This is a genomic window from Nocardia sp. CA-084685, from assembly GCF_050955785.1.
Lineage (GTDB): Bacteria > Actinomycetota > Actinomycetes > Mycobacteriales > Mycobacteriaceae > Nocardia.
On sequence record NZ_CP192094.1, the window covers coordinates 8,350,208 to 8,365,538 of the forward strand.

A 15,331-nucleotide genomic window follows, 5' to 3' on the forward strand; every position below is an offset into this window, starting at 1 on the left:
ACCATCATTCGTACCCGACGGTCCACTATCGGCGAAACCCGACGCCCGCGCCTATCAGTCGTAGGTCGTCAGCTGTGGGTCCCAGTCCGCACTGAGCCGATGCTGGAGCCACTCCCGCAGGGCGGGGCCGTATTCCTCTCGTTCCAAAGCGAAATCGACCGCAGCACGAAGATAACCGCCCGGGTTGCCCAAATCGTGGCGCGACCCACGGTGGACCACCACGTGGACTGGATGGCCCTCCTCGATGAGCAGCGCGATCGCATCGGTGAGTTGTAGCTCGCCGCCGGTGCCCGGTTCGATCCGACGCAGCGCGTCGAAGATCGCGCGGTCCAACAGGTATCGGCCCGCGGCCGCATAGGTCGACGGCGCGTCCGCGAGCGCGGGCTTTTCCACCATTCCGTTGACCCGCAGCACATTCGGGTTCACCGCATCCGGCACGGGCGCGACATCGAAGACACCGTAGGCGCTGACCTCATCCTTGGGAACGTCGATGGCGCACAACACAGTTCCGCCGCGCTTGCGCCGGACCCGGCTCATCACATCGAGCACGCCACACGGCAGCACCAGATCGTCGGGCAGCAGTACGGCGATGGCATCCTCGTCGTCATCGAGGGCACTCTCGGCCTGGGCGACGGCGTGGCCGAGGCCGAGCGGCTCGTCCTGGACCACCGAGGTGACATCCAGCAGCGCGGGCGCCTTGCGCACCTTCTCCAGGAGTTGGAACTTGCCGCGCTCGGCGAGCGTGCTCTCCAGCACCAAGTCCTCTACGAAGTGTGCGACCACGCCGTCTTTACCCGGCGAGGTCACGATGACCAGCCGCTGCGCACCTGAATCGGCGGCCTCCGTCGCGACCAGCTCGATGCCGGGAGTGTCCACCACCGGCAGCAACTCCTTGGGCACGGTCTTGGTCGCGGGCAGGAACCGCGTCCCGAGTCCGGCCGCGGGCACGACGGCCGTGCGGAAACACGACACGACCGCTCCGTTCGCGGATTGTCCGGCCTTTGCTGTCATACGCCTACCCTATCCATCCGTCACCGGCCCGAAGTCGCCATCACGCCGACTCGGGTCCCGGTGAGCTTAAGGTGATCACTGTGGAGATGCCCGGCGAGCGCGACAAACATGCCTGGCGGGCGGAAATAACTGCTCGACGGGCCGCGATGACCAGGACGGACCAGGAAACCGAGGCGCGTGAGCTAGCCCACAGTGTCGCTGGACTCAACCTCCCCGCATGGGTGTGTGCGTACGTACCGATGCGCGACGAACCGGGATCGACCGCGATGCTGACGGCACTGCGCGCGGCTGGCGCGCGGGTACTGCTGCCGGTCACCGGGCCACCGGGACCCTTGCAATGGGCCGAATTCGCCAGCACCGATGATCTGCGGCGCGCCAGATTCGGACTGCTGGAACCCGCGGGCGAAGTGCTCGCCGATGCGATCGCGCTGGCGGAACTGATCCTGGTCCCGGCACTGGCGGTCGATCGCCGCGGCGTTCGGCTCGGCCGCGGCGCGGGGTACTACGACCGGACCCTGCCCGCGGCGCGGTCGACAGCGCGGCTGATCGCGGTGGTCCGCGATGACGAACTGCTCGACCGGCTCCCCGAGGAATCACACGATCTGCGCATGGGCTGGGCACTCACCCCGCATGGCGGACTGCATCGTTTGGGCAGCGATGGGGCTGCGGAATGAAATACCGATTAGCGGTGTTGGCACTGTCGGCTGTAGAGTGCCAGATTGACGAACCCTGCGGAGGATCCAGTGCCAACTTATTCATATGCGTGCACCCAGTGTGACAACCGCTTCGACATCGTTCAGTCCTTCACCGATGAGGCGCTGAGCGTCTGCTCGGAGTGCTCTGGCAAGCTGCGCAAGCTCTTCAACTCGGTCGGCATCGTGTTCAAGGGCAGCGGTTTCTACCGCACCGACAGCCGCGGCGGCTCCTCGACCGCCAGCGAGCCCGCGAAGTCGGACAGCGGTGCGAGCAGCTCCACATCGACTTCGGATTCCGGCTCGTCGAGCAGCTCCAGCAACACCAGCACGGCCATCGCCAGCTGAGTTCTGCCTGGACAGCGGCAGCCCTGCGGGAGTTATCCCCAGGGCTGTCCTTATCCACAGGGCAGGCGTTTCTCGGGCGAGTCGCGGTGCTGGTGACCATAGGCTCCCGGCATGGCTCCCCTGGGCATCATTCCATCGGTCAGGACCCGATCGTTCGTCGATCTCGGCCGCGGCGACTCGCTTCGCCCGGCCAGCTGGAATAGGCCGCCATGGGCGGACGCGCTGCTCGCGCGACGCCTGCTCGCCGCCGCCCTGACGGCACTCGCGATTGCCCTGTTCCTGCGCGGTGATCCCGGTAGCGCACGCACACAAGTTGTGGTCGCCGGACGCGATCTGCCGCCGGGTCATCTGCTCGAAGCGACCGATCTGCGCTCGACACCTCTCGAATCCGGGACCCTGCCCGCGGGCGCGGTCGACGATATCGCCGTTCTGGTCGGCGCGACGCTGACCAGCGGAATGCGCACCGGCGAGGTCTTCACCGATCTGCGCATTGTCGGACCGCGACTGGCGGCGGTCGCCGCCGGTGCGGGCGATGCCCGCATTGTGCCCATTCGGCTGGCCGACACCGCGGTCGCGGAAATCCTGCGGGCAGGTGATCGGGTGGATGTCATCGGCGCCGAGGAACAGAACGGCCCCGGCACACGGCCCGCCCGGCTGCTCGCGATCAATGCCGCGGTCGTGTTGGTCTCCGGTCCCGGCGATCGGCGCGGAGCGCCCGAGCGCGTGGTGTTGGTGGCAATGGATGCCGAACACGCCACCGCAGTGGCGGCCGCCTCGCTGCGCACCGCCCTGACCGTGGTTTTTCATTGACCAATGTTGCCGGTCATTTGCCATCAGGTCAACTAGCATCAGTCGATACGGCAGCCCGAACCGCCGAGCACAACTTGTCAGCTCCCACCCGAAGAGGAGATATCGGCAATGCTCAAGGGTTTCAAGGAATTCCTACTCCGCGGAAACGTCGTCGACCTGGCAGTAGCCGTGGTGATCGGTACCGCGTTCGTCGCGGTCGTCACCGCGTTCACCAATGGCATCATCAATCCGATTCTCGCTGTCTTCGGCGAGCGGGACGACATCACCATCGGTTTCCGGTTGGTTGCCGATAAACCGGCGACCTTCGTGGAGGTGGGTCCGCTCATCACCGCGGCCATCAATTTCGTGATCATCGCATCGGTGCTGTACTTCGTGCTGGTACTCCCCGCACTGCACGCGAAGAAGCGGTTCGGCACCACCCCGGATACCAAACTCAGCGATTCCGAGGTGCTGATCGAGATCCGCGATCTGCTTGCCGACAGCCAGAGCAGCGGAGGCGGGCGTCACGAATTCTGAATCGCATTCCCCTGTCCGACAATATAAGCACCGAATTCGACTGCGCCACAATCGCATAGGGTAATCCCCTGTGCCACAAGGCAAACGGGCCCGTCGCACATATTGCGACGGGCCCGTTCACATATTCGCGCGGAAGACTCAGCCGAGACTGAACGGCTGACCCCACAATGTCGTCCACGTGATGACATTGTCCGTCTCCACCTCGACGCTGACGAAGGAACGCGCCTGCGCGTAGCCACCACAGCCGCTGAGACCGATCGTCTCATCGGCCCAGGTGACCGAGCCGCTTCCGCCCTTGAACTTATTGCGCTTCTTGTGTGCCTCATTGCCGAAGTCGTCGGCCTGCTCGAGGTCGAGCACGTAGAACGACTGCGCCTGGCCTGGCCCGAGACTCAGATTGGCGCCGCTGCTGGCGCTCACCTTTGGCTTGACGTTCTGGCTGTCGCTCCAATCCAAGCCGCCGCTGACGCCACCTTCGGCACCGCCGCCGTCGATATTCACTTGGCAGGCAACGACATAACCTGGGAAGATCGCGCCGTTCCAGCCATCGGTCACCTCGACCTGCGCGCTACCGGACACCCACGCATTGCGATGCACCGGTGTCGCGCCCATGGATGGATTGATATTGGCCGATTCGCCGACCAGCCGGATGGTGAGAACCGTTCCGTCGGATAGCGTTTTGACTATTTGGCCGCCCGGCAGCGGAACGAAGGTGTCGGCATTGGCCGCACCGGTGGACAACAGGCCCAGCGCCAGCGCGGCGGCGCCGCCGAGCCCGGCCACGCGCGCCACAAACTTACGATCGATCATGATTGGTACTACCCCTAGCGATTGAGTTCGATGAATTCGATTCGGCGAGTGGAGATTCGAGAGTCCCCGCGGCGTTGCCGTCAGGCCTTGAGGCGGCAGCATGCGCAACCACGTAGGGCCCAGGAACGCCGCGAATCGGACACCGCGGTCAGCCGATGCTGAACGGCGCTCCGTACAGGGTGACCTTGGAGTAGTTGTCGCCGATGATCTCGACAACGGTGTAGGCACGCGCCTGGGCATAACCCGCGCAGCCCTGGATCTCGATCTCCGCATCCTGATATTCGACCGAGTAGCGCCCCGGCTTCAGAATGTCCTTGTAATCGATTTGAACGAACTTGACATCGCCCGGGCCGAGATTCAGCCCGATCGACCCACCGAGCGAACCGCCCGAGAGGTTGATCCCGCCGGAAACACCGGCCGAGATGGCGTTATCGGCGATGCTGACCTGACAGCCAACGATATAGCCGGTGCTCAGCTGCGATGCGCCGTGCGTAGATGAGTTATTCGTACCCGGCGCCCCGGAGGCTCCGTTATTCGGGCCGATGGTGCCCTCGGGAGTGATGGACACATCGGCATTGGCGTTACCCGAGACCCACACGACTCGGCCCGCGCCATTGGCGGCCAAAGATGGTGAAATCAAGGCGTGTTCGCCCGTCCGGCTGACGGTCACGCCCGGGCCCAGCTTCTGGCCGTCCGGCAACGGCACAAAAACATCGGCGTTGGCAGCGCCGGTCGAAAGCAGGCCCATCCCAGCAGCGGCGGCGACAACGGCGCCCGCGATGCGGACACCTCGACGCAGACCGCTGGTGCGGTTCTTGCTCATACTTCCCCTCATCGGATTCTAGCGGTCGTCCTCGGGGTACCGAGGCCGAAAACCCTTTCATGCCGACACCACTCGCTGGAAAGACATTGGCCAGCAAGCGGTTTGCCGACAATCTCGTCTGTGGACGATCTTGGGTGCGCCCAATATTAGTGGTTTGCGCCGAATTCCTGTGAGATTTCGCACATGTTACCGTGCGATCCGCTACGATCTGCGAATTGCGCTGGATGCTAAAGGGTTTGACAACGAAAAACGGGCCCGTCGCGAATGCGACGAGCCCGCTCGGGTTTTCAGGGTTCGATGCCCCTGCCGATCAGCCGAGGCTGAACGGCTGGCCCCACAGGGTGGTCCAGGTGATGACGTTGTCGGTCTCCACCTCGACGCTGACGAAGGCACGAGCCTGGGCGTAACCGGCGCAGCCGGTCAGACCGATGGTCTCATCGGCCCAGGTGACCGAGCCGCTGCCGTTCTTGAACTTGTTGCGCTTCTTGTGCGACTCATTGCCGAAGTCGTCGGCCTGCTCGAGGTCGAGCACGTAGAACGACTGCGACTGGCCGGGGCCAAGGGTGAGGTTGGCGCCACTGGTCGCGCCGACTCCACCGGTGACGGTGTCACCACTCCAGTCCGCGGTGCCTTCGACACCACCGGTGGCGCCGCCACCGGAGATGTTCACCTGGCAGCCGACGGTGTAGCCCGGGAAGATCGAGCCGCCGCCGTCACCGGATACGGAGACCTGAGCGCTACCCGAAACCCACGCGTTGCGGTGCAGCGGGGTGGAGCCCATGGACGGGTTGATGTTGGCGGATTCGCCGGTCAGGCTGATGGTGACCACGGTGCCGTCGGACAGCGTCTTGGTGATCGAGCCACCCGGCAGCGGTACAAAGGTATCGGCGTTCGCGGCGCCGGTGGAGAACAGGCCAAGAGCGACAGTGGCAGCGGCGCCGACACCGGCCACCCGTGCCACGTTCTTACGGTTGATCATGCTGATAATCCCTCGAGGGTTGATTCGCTTGAGCGAGAAGAATATTCGTGGATTGACCGATGTCAGCCGATGCTGAACGGCTGCCCGTAGAGGGTGGTCTTCGAGTAGTGGTCACCGATGATCTCGACCACGGTGTAGGCACGCGCCTGCGCATAACCCGCGCAACCCTGGATCTCCATCTCGGCATCCTGATACTCGACCGAGTAACGACCCGGCTTCAGAATGTCCTTGTAATCGATCTGCACGAACTTCACCTCACCGGGGCCGAGGTTCAGACCGATCGAACCGCCGAGCGAACCGCCCGAGAGGTTGATGCCGCCGGAAAGTCCGGCGGAGATGGCGTCGCTGGCGATACTGACCTGGCAGCCGACGATGTAGCCGGTGCTCAGCTGCGATGCGCCGTGGGTCGAGGAGTTGTTGGTGCCGGGAGCTCCGGAGGCGCCGTTGTTGGGGCCGACCTCGCCCTCCGGCGTGACGTTGACATCAGCAATGGCGTTACCCGAAACCCAGACCACACGGCCGGCACCGTTGGCCGCCAACGAAGGCGAAATCAGGGCGCGCTCACCGGTACGGGTAAGCGTCACATCGGGGCCGCTCTTCTGGCCGTCCGGCAACGGCACGAAGGTATCGGCATTGGCAGCACCGGTCGAAAGCAGGCCCATGGCCACGGCCGCGGCAGCGCCGACGCCCGCGATCCGGGCACCGCGGCGCAGGGTGCGGTTCTCGCTCATACTTCCCCTCATCAGGTTCTAACAGTCAACCTCGACCATCGAGGCTGGACGTTGGTCCTCTCAGGCCCAGCTCAGTTTGTGCCCCGATTGTTGCCGGTATGTAACCGGCTGTTATTTCGGCGCAACGGTCAGTGCTGGCATCGGAACCGAGCCAGGTTCCGCCGAGTCGGCAAACGTACGTGCCGCACCCGGGCCCGCGAGGTCCAGCAGCGTGGGTGGCTCGTGGCGAGATTAAACCGACCAGTAACGGTCTGGCAACGTAAGTTTTCGTTAAGATCAACGTGATCTAGATCACATCGCCTCAAATGCTCATATTGCTTGACGTGCATAAACGCGAAGCAAGCGCCACTCGAACGTACCCATAGTCACAACCAAGCCGTTGGTAACTACGGGTCAGCCCCGTACTTGAAGGTCGAGCGAACTTAAGCGTGAGGGATTCACAGTGGATGAAGGCGCGAGCCCGAGAGATCGTACGTGACGGGACCGTAGATGAATCATGACCCGTGATGGGGTGGCACCTGCGACCGGAGCCAGTCGTCGGATAACGATTCGGCATCGTCACCGCGCTCGTCACTGGTTGTCTCCGGGAGGACCTCACCGAAAATTTTTGCCAGACGCGCCGAGTCCCTCGCCCGGCGTGTCGCCGGACGAGGGTCGTCGGAAGGGTCCTTGGCGGTAATTTATTCCGCCAATCCGGACAGCTCGCCGATTACGCGGCTGGCGAGCGGACCGAGGGTTGCCATGCCGTCGCGGACCGCGGCCCGGCTGCCCGGCAGATTTACCACCAGTGTGCTGCCGGAGATGCCGGCCAGACCGCGCGAGAGACCGGCATCGAGCGAACCAGCGACGCGACCAGAGGAACGCAGCGCCTCGCTGATCCCGGGCAGTTCCCGGTCGAGCACCTGCGAGGTGGCCTCCGGGGTGACATCGCGCGGGGACATACCGGTGCCGCCGACGGAGATGACCAGGTCGACACCGCCGATCACCGCGGTGTTGAGCGCATTGCGGATCTCCACCTCATCGGCCTGGACCGATACCGAAGCGTCCACCAGGAAACCCGCCTCGGTGAGCAGCTCGGTGACCAGCGGCCCGAGCGAGTCCACACCTCCATGCGCCGTTCGATCGTCGACGACCACCACCAGAGCACGCCCCGCCACAGGAGCATCGATTTCCATGTTGGTAACCGTAGCGTCCAGATCGACGAGGTGGGCGTCGGCTCCCGGTCGTGCCGACAATCCGCCGGGCAGCACCCGCATCATCGGCCACCGTCCGCGGCCGCACCGGACAGCGTCACGTCGACTGTCTTGGGGTTGTTGCCTTGTTCATCGGTGTAGGTGACCTTCACCTTGTCTCCTGGCTGATGGGAACGGACCGCGGCGATGAGTGCGTCGCCCGAGTCGATGGCTCGGCTGTCCACCTTGGTGATGATGGCATTGGCCGGAATGCCCGCCTTGGCGGCCGGACCGTCCGGCGTCGCCTCCAGCACCCGTGCCGCGGAGTCTTGCGGGCGCAGTTTGATGCCGATCTGGGCGTACGTGGCGTGACCGGTCTTGATCAGTTCGTCAGCGACCCGGCGGGCCTGATCGACCGGGATGGCGAAGCCGAGGCCGATGGAACCGCTCTGCTGACCGGTCGCCTCGCTGCCGCCGAGGCTGGCGATGGCGGTATTGATGCCGATGAGCTTGCCGTTGGCGTCGACCAGCGCGCCACCGGAGTTGCCAGGGTTGATCGCGGCGTCGGTCTGGATCGCGTCGATGACTGGCTGCACCTGGCTCGGGGTGCCCTCACCGTTGGTGGAAACCGGACGGTTGAGCGCCGAGACGATGCCCGTGGTCACCGTGCCCGCCAGCCCGAGCGGCGAGCCAATGGCGATGACCGGCTGGCCGACCGCGAGATTCGACGAGGTGCCCAGCTCGATCGGGGTCAGTCCGTCCTTGCCCTGCACCTTGATGACGGCCAGATCGGAGACTGGATCGGCGCCGACCAGGGTGGCCGGTGCGGTGCTGCCGTCGCCGAAGGCGACCTCCATCTTGGCGTTGGCGCCGCCGCCGGAGGCGACATGGTTATTGGTCAGGATCAGACCGTCCGAGGACAGCACCACACCGGAGCCCTCGCCCTGTGCACGGTTGCTGGCGACCTTGATCATCACCACACTCGGCAGCACCTTCTGTGCCACCGCCTGGGTGGAGCCGGCCGGTGCGTTGGCGACATTGCTGACATTGGGCTTCGGTGCGTCCAGCGCATTGGTCACCGTGGCGTGCCCGTTATCGGTCCGGGTGACCAGCGAGCCGACCGCGCCACCGACGCCACCGCTGACGAGTGCGAGCGCGACCGCGCCGACGATCAGGCCGGTGCGGACCGGGCGGCGGGCGGGTTCGGGCTGGGGCTCGGCGGCGAATGCGGCGCCGGGATACGGCCCGCCGGGTGGGCGCGGCGGCGCGTAGGACGGCTGGGCGTATTCCGGGCCGGCTTCGGGACCCGGGAACTGCTGAGTCGGGTTCTGCGAGATGCGTTGATGCCAGATCGTTGGATGTGGTGTCGGTTCCTGAGGCCGGTATCCGGACCGCGTGTAGGACTGCCCCGGCGCGACGACCGGGATGTCCTGGGTCGGATGCGGACCGGGCGCGGTATCGGCGTGATCCGGCTGCGGCGTCACGCCTTCCTTGGAATCCTCGGTCATTTTTCTCCTTACGTCTCCGACCAGCTTGGCGACGACGACTGAGAGCGAACTGAGACCCCGCTTTCAGTTTTCCGAGATATCGGCGAATGGACCGGAACCGGCCTTCCCACCTTCACTCGAAATACCATACGGACCGAGGCGCCAACACGCATCGCGCTGCGGTATCACGGCCGGGTCGCGAAGGGCGTCAATCGGTTACGGAGTCGACGGCCCCGTCGAGCATGGTCGCCGCACCCGGCAACACGATCCGGATCAAGGCGCCCCCGCGCTCGGAGGTCTCGATGGTGATTGTGCCGCCGTGCTTGGTCACCACCTGTTTGACGATCGCCAGACCGAGCCCCGAACCAGGCATGGAACGCGATACCGTGGTCCGATAGAAACGGTCGAACACCAGCTCGCGCTCGGCGACCGGAATGCCGGGTCCGGCGTCGTCGACGTCCAGCTCGAGCAACCCGCGACCGGTTTCGCGCATGGTGACCTTCACCTGCGCGCCCGTCGGACTCCACTTGGCGGCATTGTCGAGGACATTCAGAATCGCTCGCTCCAGGCCCGCCTCGTGACCGTATACGAACCAGGGCTGCAACTGCGCGGCGAATTCGATGGAACCGCGCCGGCGCCGAGCCCGCTCCAGCGCACGCTCGGCCACCTCGCCGAGATCCACTCGCTCATAAACGGTTTCGGGTGCGTCCTCGCGGGCCAGATCGACCAGATCGCCGACCAGGGTCGACAGTTCCTCGATCTGAGCCATCACATCGGCACGCAGCTCGGCCATATCCTGCTCGGGAATCTGCGGCGCGCCAGGGCGGCTGGAGGCGATAAGCAATTCCATATTGGTGCGCAGCGATGTCAGCGGGGTGCGCAATTCATGTCCGGCGTCGGCGACCAATCGACGTTGCCGATCACGCGATTCGGTGAGAGCACGCAACATTGTGTTGAAGCTCTCGGTGAGCCTTGCGAGTTCATCGTCACCCGTCACCGGAATAGGTGTCAGATCGTCGGTGCGGGCCACCCGCTCGGTCGCCGCGGTGAGTCGTCCGATCGGGCGCAACCCGGTGCGGCCGACCGCGGTACCCGCCGCCGCTGCCAGCACAACGCCACAACCGCCGACGACGAACAACAACCACGCCAGCCGGTCCAATACCTCGCGGGTCGGTTGTAACCGCTGCGAGACGACCAGCGTCGCACCGGAATGCGTCGGCACCGCGAGCACACGCTGATTACTCACCGTGCGCAGTGATGACGGCAACTCACCGTTGGCGACCGCGAGTTCCTGGGTGCCGACCGGTGGAATCGTTTGCTGTGGTGGCATATACGCCTTGTCTTTCGCGTATATCAGCGCAACTCCGACATCATTGGAGTACAGCCCCGCCAACACGATGGACTGAAAACCCAAACTGTCGAAGTTATTGTTGATCATGGTGTTCGCACGCGCCTCGAGTTGCGCGTCCACATCGGCGTTCAAGGCGCGGGCCACCATGGCATAGGCGGCGATCGAGGTGACGGCCACCGCGATGGCGACCACCGAGGCCGCGAGCAGAGTGACCCGCCAGCGCAGGGAGACCGATCTGGTCAGGGGCATGGGCGGGCGCATATCCGGCGGTTCCGGGGGATATGCGCCGAGCGCCGCGACGACTTGTCGCTTGGGATTGGTTCTGGCCATGGGGTGTCGACTCGCCTACGGGGGTGTTTCGCGCAGCACGTAGCCGACACCGCGCACGGTGTGGATGAGCCTGGCCTCGCCTTCGGCCTCGGTCTTGCGACGCAGGTAGCCGATATAGACCTCCAGCGCATTGCCGGAGGTCGGGAAGTCGTAGCCCCAGACCTCCTCGAGGATGCGGCTGCGAGTCAGCACGCGGCGCGGATTCGCCATCAGCATTTCCAGCAGTGAGAACTCGGTGCGGGTGAGGCTGATCGACCGGTCCGCACGAGTCACCTCGCGGGTTACCGGATCCAGCGACAGATCGGCGAACTTCATGGTCTCGGAAACCTCGCCGGGATCGGCGGCCCGACGGCGCAACAACGCGCGCAATCGGGCCAGCAATTCCTCGAGTGCGAAGGGTTTCGGCAAATAATCATCGGCGCCGGCATCGAGTCCGGCTACCCGTTCGGAAACCGAATCCCGCGCCGTCAAAACCAGAATCGGCAGATCGTCTCCGGTGCTGCGCAAGCGTCGGCAAACTTCGAGCCCATCCATCCGGGGCATCATCACATCGAGTACGAGTGCATCCGGTCGCTGCGTGGTTGCTTTCTCCAGCGCGTCCACACCGTCGACCGCGAGATCGACGGAGTAGCCGTTGAAGGTCAGTGACCGGCGCAGCGATTCCCGGACGGCACGATCGTCGTCGACCACCAGAATGCGCATGCCCCCAGTTTGACCGCATCGACTGAGAGTCGACTGAGAGCACGCCGTTCGACACGCCGCGCCAGCATCGATGCCGCCACTAGGGGCTGGACGAGCGACCAGCACTTTTGTGATCACGTACAGATCTCGATGGAAACCGGCAACCGATTTGGGCGCCGAAAGCCGTTCTGAGTAGCCAAATTCGAGTGAATTACAGAGCGACTGCCCCAGATTGCCGTTAGTCACTCTGCGCGGTATGTTCCCTGCGGTAAAAAGAAGACCTCTAGTTGGTTCTCAGCGGGTTGAATCAAAACCGAACAGCCACGCGCCATCCGGGGGCACACGTGCAAGCTCGTGAAGCGGAGGCAACGGAAGCGGATGGAAGCTGCACCGCGGTCCTGGCAATTCAGTCTGTCCAACTGGTCGGTCACTCGCAAGGTTGGCATCGTGCTGGTCCTGCCCGTGCTGCTGGCCACCGTCTTCGCCGTGCTCCGTATCAACAACGAACTGCGCACCATGTCCCAGTTGGACGCGGCGACCGAACAGGTCATCATCATTCGCCCAATCGTCAAGTTCGGAACGGCCACCGAACAACTCGCGGTCGCGGCGACCGCATCCTGGGGTAACACCTCGGATCCGGCGACCGACGCGGCATTGACGAAATTCGATCAGGCACTCGCCGATCTCGAGGCCGGAATGCGCACGACCAAGGTGAGCACCCGGGTCACCTCCGAATTGGCCTCGGCGGTGGCCACCGGCACCACCATGCGCAATAGCCTGCGCAACGGATCGCCGATGATGGTCGGTGAGCAGGCCGATGAGATCGCGGTGCGCATCGGCAACGCCTACGCCCTCTCGCCCTCGGTCGAGGACCTCGTCATCCAGCGCTACTTCCTGCAGATCGGCGCGATTCAGAACGCGCGACGCGTGCTCACCCAGCAGCGCATGATGATCGGCTCCCCCGATGCCGCCCGCAATCCGAGCGTGCGCGCGAAGGTGCTCACCTCCGCCGGCGCCGAGATGACCATGATCAATACCTACGGGATCATCCTGCCGGACAATGCGCCGAATATGCGGCCACTGCTGGACGCGGTCGGCGTCCGCCTCGGCGCATTCAGTCAAAACGGCGGGGATCCGACATCGAATCCGGCCGTACTCGATTCACTACAGGTCAGCTCGGACACCTACGAGAAGACAACCAATTCCCTCGCCGACACCATCGATAAGGCGCTGGCGCACCGGACCACCGAGGCGCAGACCGGCGCGCTGCGCGAGACCACGATCGTCATCGGCATGCTGCTGGCCGGTCTGGCGCTCGCCCTGGCCGTCGCGCGCACCCTGGTCGTCCCGGTGCGCAGGCTGCGTCGCGACGCGCTCGAGGTCGCGCACATCAAACTGCCCGACGAACTCGCGGTAGTGCGCAGCGGTGGGGCGACCCCGGAGATCACCCCGGTAGGCGTGCACACCACCGACGAAGTCGGCCAGTTGGCCCGCGCCGTCGACGAAATCCACGAGCAGGCGCTGAATCTCGCCGCCGATCAGGCCCGACTGCGATTGCAGATCGGGAATATGTTCGAAACCCTTTCCCGCCGTAGCCAATCCCTCGTCGAACAGCAGCTGTCACTGATCGAGGATCTGGAACACGACGAGGACAACGCCGAACGGCTACAAAGCCTGTTCCGCCTCGACCACCTCGCCACCCGCATGCGCCGCAACGGCGACAACCTCCTGGTGCTCGCCGGTACCGCACTACGCCGCGGACAACTACATCCGGTGCCGCTATCGGACATGCTCTGGAGTGCGGTCTCCCAGGTAGAGGACTACCAGCGGGTCGAAATCGGCGCGGTACCCGACGGCATCGTCGCCGGTGAGCCCGCTGTCGATATCGAACATCTGCTGGCCGAACTGATCGATAACGCGCTGCGCTACTCCCCGCCGACCACACCGGTCGCGGTGATGGTGGCGCGCGCGGTCGACGGCGGCTACCTGATCGAGATCACCGACCGCGGCCTCGGCATGTCGCTGGAGGATCTGCAACTCACCAATGACCGGCTGGCCTCCGGTGGTGAGGTCACCGTCGAAACCGCCCGCCGCATGGGCCTTTTCGTCGTCGGCCGGCTCGCCAAGCGGCACACCATCACGGTGAGCCTGCGCCGCACCTCGACCATGGCACAGCAGCCAGGCATCACCGCAAGCGTGCACCTGCCCGGCGCATTGGTCGCGCCTCCGCTCGATGTGACCGATCCGAACCAGCGGGCCATTATCGAGGCGCAGGCCATGGCCGCGCTGCCCACCCCCTCGCAACAACAGCCGCCGCGCACGCTGGTGCCGGTGCCGAGCCTGCCGCAGCGTGAGCCGTCCCGGTTCGCGGTCACCAGTTCCGGTCTGCCCCAACGTCGTCCGACCATGCGCGTCGCCGACGCGCCTGAGATACCGGTACCCGGCGACGATCACACCGAAACCTCGGTCGACGTATTCGCGGAGAATCCGAGCGGCCGTCGCGGCGAGGACGACCACTCCCGCATCGCACCGTTCGGGCCGCCGACTCCGACGGATGACCCTGTCACCGGGCCGAATTCGGTTGTCGATGTGGAACCGCAGACGCCTATCGGCGCGGTCACCGATCTGTGGGCCGAACAGCCCGACGAACCGATGCACACCGGGTCGAACCCGATCGTCTCCCCCGAGCCCGCGCAACCGCATCAGACCGGGCAGCAGCCCGCCGTGCGGCCGCCGCTGCCGACCAGAAGGCCGGCCGCCGCAACCGAACCCGAGCCGACCTCGACTCGACTACAGCCGGTCTCGGCCGAATCCGCGACCAACACCTCGACCCGACTACAGCCCGTGCAGGGCGAAACGCCGACGCCGATCTATCAGCGGATGGTCTCGGAGTGGTTGGTCGAGCCCGCGACGTCGCAAACCTCGCCGTCGGCGTGGACCTCCCCCGCCGATGCGGGCTGGACGGCCGCCGAACAGGCCAGCCATCCGACCGCCGAGGCCCGAACCGTCGGCGGACTGCCGATCCGCAGGCCAGGAGCGCAGTTGGTGCCCGGTGGCCTCGCGCCGGTCGAGGAACCCGGCATACGTGATCCGGAAGAGATCCGGAACAACCTGACCAGGCATCTCAGTGGGGTCCGCAGCGGGCGGGCCGAAGCGCAGTACAACGACGGAGGGCTTGTATGACCAACCCGAATGGCACCACGGACGAGAACCTCAACTGGCTGGTTGCCCGCTTCACCAAGGATGTGCCCGGAGTGTCGCATGCGGTGCTGGTGACGGCGGACGGGCTGCTGCAGGCGACCAGCCCGAATCTACCCGCGGACCGCGCCGAACAGCTTTCCGCGGTTACCGCGGGTCTGGCCAGCCTGTCCACCGGAGCGGCATCGCTGTTCGACGGCGGCAAGGTGATGCAGTCGATCGTGGAGATGCAGCGCGGCTATCTATTGGTGATGAGCGTCGGCAACGGGTCGCACCTGGCCGTGCTCGCCAACAAGTCGCACGATATCGGCCGGATCGGCTACGAAATGGCGCTGCTCGTCGACCGGGTGGGCACGGTGGTCACGGCCACCGCCCGGACAGCCGTCTGATCC

Annotated in this window: 16 protein-coding genes; 6 read left to right on the plus strand and 10 right to left on the minus strand. The window is 65.1% G+C overall.

Annotated elements, in window-relative coordinates; genetic code table 11:
• Positions 1 to 54: 54 nt before the first annotated feature.
• Positions 55 to 1,011: a UTP--glucose-1-phosphate uridylyltransferase gene (locus ACQP2U_RS36795; RefSeq protein ID WP_397037269.1), complete on the minus strand. Its 957-nt coding sequence runs from the start codon at positions 1,009 to 1,011 to the stop codon at positions 55 to 57.
• An 86-nt stretch (positions 1,012 to 1,097) separates the two neighbouring features.
• Here ACQP2U_RS36795 and ACQP2U_RS36800 point away from each other — a divergent pair, with 86 nt between their 5' ends.
• The 4 genes from ACQP2U_RS36800 (at position 1,098) to mscL (ending at position 3,377) form a co-directional block, all read left to right on the plus strand.
• On the plus strand, positions 1,098 to 1,685 hold the full coding sequence (locus tag ACQP2U_RS36800) for a 5-formyltetrahydrofolate cyclo-ligase (RefSeq protein WP_433716707.1): 588 nt from the start codon (positions 1,098 to 1,100) through the stop codon (positions 1,683 to 1,685).
• Positions 1,686 to 1,754: 69 nt separating this feature from the next.
• On the plus strand, positions 1,755 to 2,051 hold the full coding sequence (locus tag ACQP2U_RS36805) for an FmdB family zinc ribbon protein (RefSeq protein ID WP_433711759.1): 297 nt from the start codon (positions 1,755 to 1,757) through the stop codon (positions 2,049 to 2,051).
• Between the two features lie 111 nt (positions 2,052 to 2,162).
• Positions 2,163 to 2,861, plus strand: a complete 699-nt coding sequence (locus ACQP2U_RS36810) for an SAF domain-containing protein (protein WP_433711760.1) — start codon at positions 2,163 to 2,165, stop codon at positions 2,859 to 2,861.
• Positions 2,862 to 2,969: 108 nt separating this feature from the next.
• Positions 2,970 to 3,377 (plus strand): large conductance mechanosensitive channel protein MscL, encoded by a 408-nt coding sequence (mscL, locus tag ACQP2U_RS36815; protein WP_433711762.1) that lies wholly within the window; start codon positions 2,970 to 2,972, stop codon positions 3,375 to 3,377.
• Positions 3,378 to 3,515: 138 nt separating this feature from the next.
• Here mscL and ACQP2U_RS36820 read toward each other — a convergent pair whose 3' ends face one another.
• From ACQP2U_RS36820 to ACQP2U_RS36860, 9 genes are all read right to left on the minus strand, one after another.
• Complete coding sequence (locus ACQP2U_RS36820) at positions 3,516 to 4,187, minus strand: MspA family porin (RefSeq protein WP_433711763.1); 672 nt, start codon at positions 4,185 to 4,187, stop codon at positions 3,516 to 3,518.
• Positions 4,188 to 4,335: 148 nt separating this feature from the next.
• A complete protein-coding gene (locus tag ACQP2U_RS36825; RefSeq protein WP_433711764.1) occupies positions 4,336 to 5,010 on the minus strand; it encodes an MspA family porin in 675 nt (224 codons plus the stop codon).
• 310 nt (positions 5,011 to 5,320) lie between these two features.
• Positions 5,321 to 5,989 (minus strand): MspA family porin, encoded by a 669-nt coding sequence (locus ACQP2U_RS36830; protein WP_433711765.1) that lies wholly within the window; start codon positions 5,987 to 5,989, stop codon positions 5,321 to 5,323.
• 62 nt (positions 5,990 to 6,051) lie between these two features.
• Positions 6,052 to 6,720: an MspA family porin gene (locus ACQP2U_RS36835; RefSeq protein WP_433711766.1), complete on the minus strand. Its 669-nt coding sequence runs from the start codon at positions 6,718 to 6,720 to the stop codon at positions 6,052 to 6,054.
• A 494-nt stretch (positions 6,721 to 7,214) separates the two neighbouring features.
• Positions 7,215 to 7,400, minus strand: coding sequence for a hypothetical protein (locus ACQP2U_RS36840; RefSeq protein WP_397037495.1), 186 nt, complete (start codon positions 7,398 to 7,400; stop codon positions 7,215 to 7,217).
• Positions 7,401 to 7,895 carry a MogA/MoaB family molybdenum cofactor biosynthesis protein gene (locus tag ACQP2U_RS36845; protein WP_157187336.1) on the minus strand — a complete coding sequence of 165 codons (495 nt, stop codon included), beginning with the start codon at positions 7,893 to 7,895 and terminating at the stop codon, positions 7,401 to 7,403.
• 80 nt (positions 7,896 to 7,975) lie between these two features.
• Positions 7,976 to 9,400 carry a S1C family serine protease gene (locus ACQP2U_RS36850; RefSeq protein ID WP_433711768.1) on the minus strand — a complete coding sequence of 475 codons (1,425 nt, stop codon included), beginning with the start codon at positions 9,398 to 9,400 and terminating at the stop codon, positions 7,976 to 7,978.
• Positions 9,401 to 9,587: 187 nt separating this feature from the next.
• A complete protein-coding gene (locus ACQP2U_RS36855) occupies positions 9,588 to 11,060 on the minus strand; it encodes an ATP-binding protein (protein ID WP_433711769.1) in 1,473 nt (490 codons plus the stop codon).
• Positions 11,061 to 11,075: 15 nt separating this feature from the next.
• Positions 11,076 to 11,762, minus strand: coding sequence for a response regulator transcription factor (locus ACQP2U_RS36860; protein WP_397037287.1), 687 nt, complete (start codon positions 11,760 to 11,762; stop codon positions 11,076 to 11,078).
• 357 nt (positions 11,763 to 12,119) lie between these two features.
• Here ACQP2U_RS36860 and ACQP2U_RS36865 point away from each other — a divergent pair, with 357 nt between their 5' ends.
• Both ACQP2U_RS36865 and ACQP2U_RS36870 read left to right on the plus strand, forming a co-directional pair.
• Positions 12,120 to 14,924: an ATP-binding protein gene (locus tag ACQP2U_RS36865; RefSeq protein WP_433711770.1), complete on the plus strand. Its 2,805-nt coding sequence runs from the start codon at positions 12,120 to 12,122 to the stop codon at positions 14,922 to 14,924.
• Complete coding sequence (locus ACQP2U_RS36870) at positions 14,921 to 15,328, plus strand: roadblock/LC7 domain-containing protein (RefSeq protein ID WP_397037289.1); 408 nt, start codon at positions 14,921 to 14,923, stop codon at positions 15,326 to 15,328. The genes ACQP2U_RS36865 and ACQP2U_RS36870 overlap by 4 nt, the downstream gene beginning before the upstream one ends.
• Positions 15,329 to 15,331 lie beyond the last annotated feature (3 nt).

Excerpts from the sequence above, each read along its gene's own strand:
- ACQP2U_RS36795 (WP_397037269.1), bottom strand. The coding sequence starts at position 1,011 with ATGACAGCAAAGGCCGGACAATCCGCGAACGGAGCGGTCGTGTCGTGT.
- ACQP2U_RS36800 (WP_433716707.1), top strand. The coding sequence starts at position 1,098 with ATGCCCGGCGAGCGCGACAAACATGCCTGGCGGGCGGAAATAACTGCT.
- ACQP2U_RS36810 (WP_433711760.1), top strand. The coding sequence starts at position 2,163 with ATGGCTCCCCTGGGCATCATTCCATCGGTCAGGACCCGATCGTTCGTC.
- mscL (WP_433711762.1), top strand. The coding sequence starts at position 2,970 with ATGCTCAAGGGTTTCAAGGAATTCCTACTCCGCGGAAACGTCGTCGAC.
- ACQP2U_RS36820 (WP_433711763.1), bottom strand. The coding sequence starts at position 4,187 with ATGATCGATCGTAAGTTTGTGGCGCGCGTGGCCGGGCTCGGCGGCGCC.
- ACQP2U_RS36825 (WP_433711764.1), bottom strand. The coding sequence starts at position 5,010 with ATGAGCAAGAACCGCACCAGCGGTCTGCGTCGAGGTGTCCGCATCGCG.
- ACQP2U_RS36830 (WP_433711765.1), bottom strand. The coding sequence starts at position 5,989 with ATGATCAACCGTAAGAACGTGGCACGGGTGGCCGGTGTCGGCGCCGCT.
- ACQP2U_RS36835 (WP_433711766.1), bottom strand. The coding sequence starts at position 6,720 with ATGAGCGAGAACCGCACCCTGCGCCGCGGTGCCCGGATCGCGGGCGTC.
- ACQP2U_RS36845 (WP_157187336.1), bottom strand. The coding sequence starts at position 7,895 with ATGGAAATCGATGCTCCTGTGGCGGGGCGTGCTCTGGTGGTGGTCGTC.
- ACQP2U_RS36850 (WP_433711768.1), bottom strand. The coding sequence starts at position 9,400 with ATGACCGAGGATTCCAAGGAAGGCGTGACGCCGCAGCCGGATCACGCC.
- ACQP2U_RS36855 (WP_433711769.1), bottom strand. The coding sequence starts at position 11,060 with ATGGCCAGAACCAATCCCAAGCGACAAGTCGTCGCGGCGCTCGGCGCA.
- ACQP2U_RS36860 (WP_397037287.1), bottom strand. The coding sequence starts at position 11,762 with ATGCGCATTCTGGTGGTCGACGACGATCGTGCCGTCCGGGAATCGCTG.
- ACQP2U_RS36865 (WP_433711770.1), top strand. The coding sequence starts at position 12,120 with ATGGAAGCTGCACCGCGGTCCTGGCAATTCAGTCTGTCCAACTGGTCG.
- ACQP2U_RS36870 (WP_397037289.1), top strand. The coding sequence starts at position 14,921 with ATGACCAACCCGAATGGCACCACGGACGAGAACCTCAACTGGCTGGTT.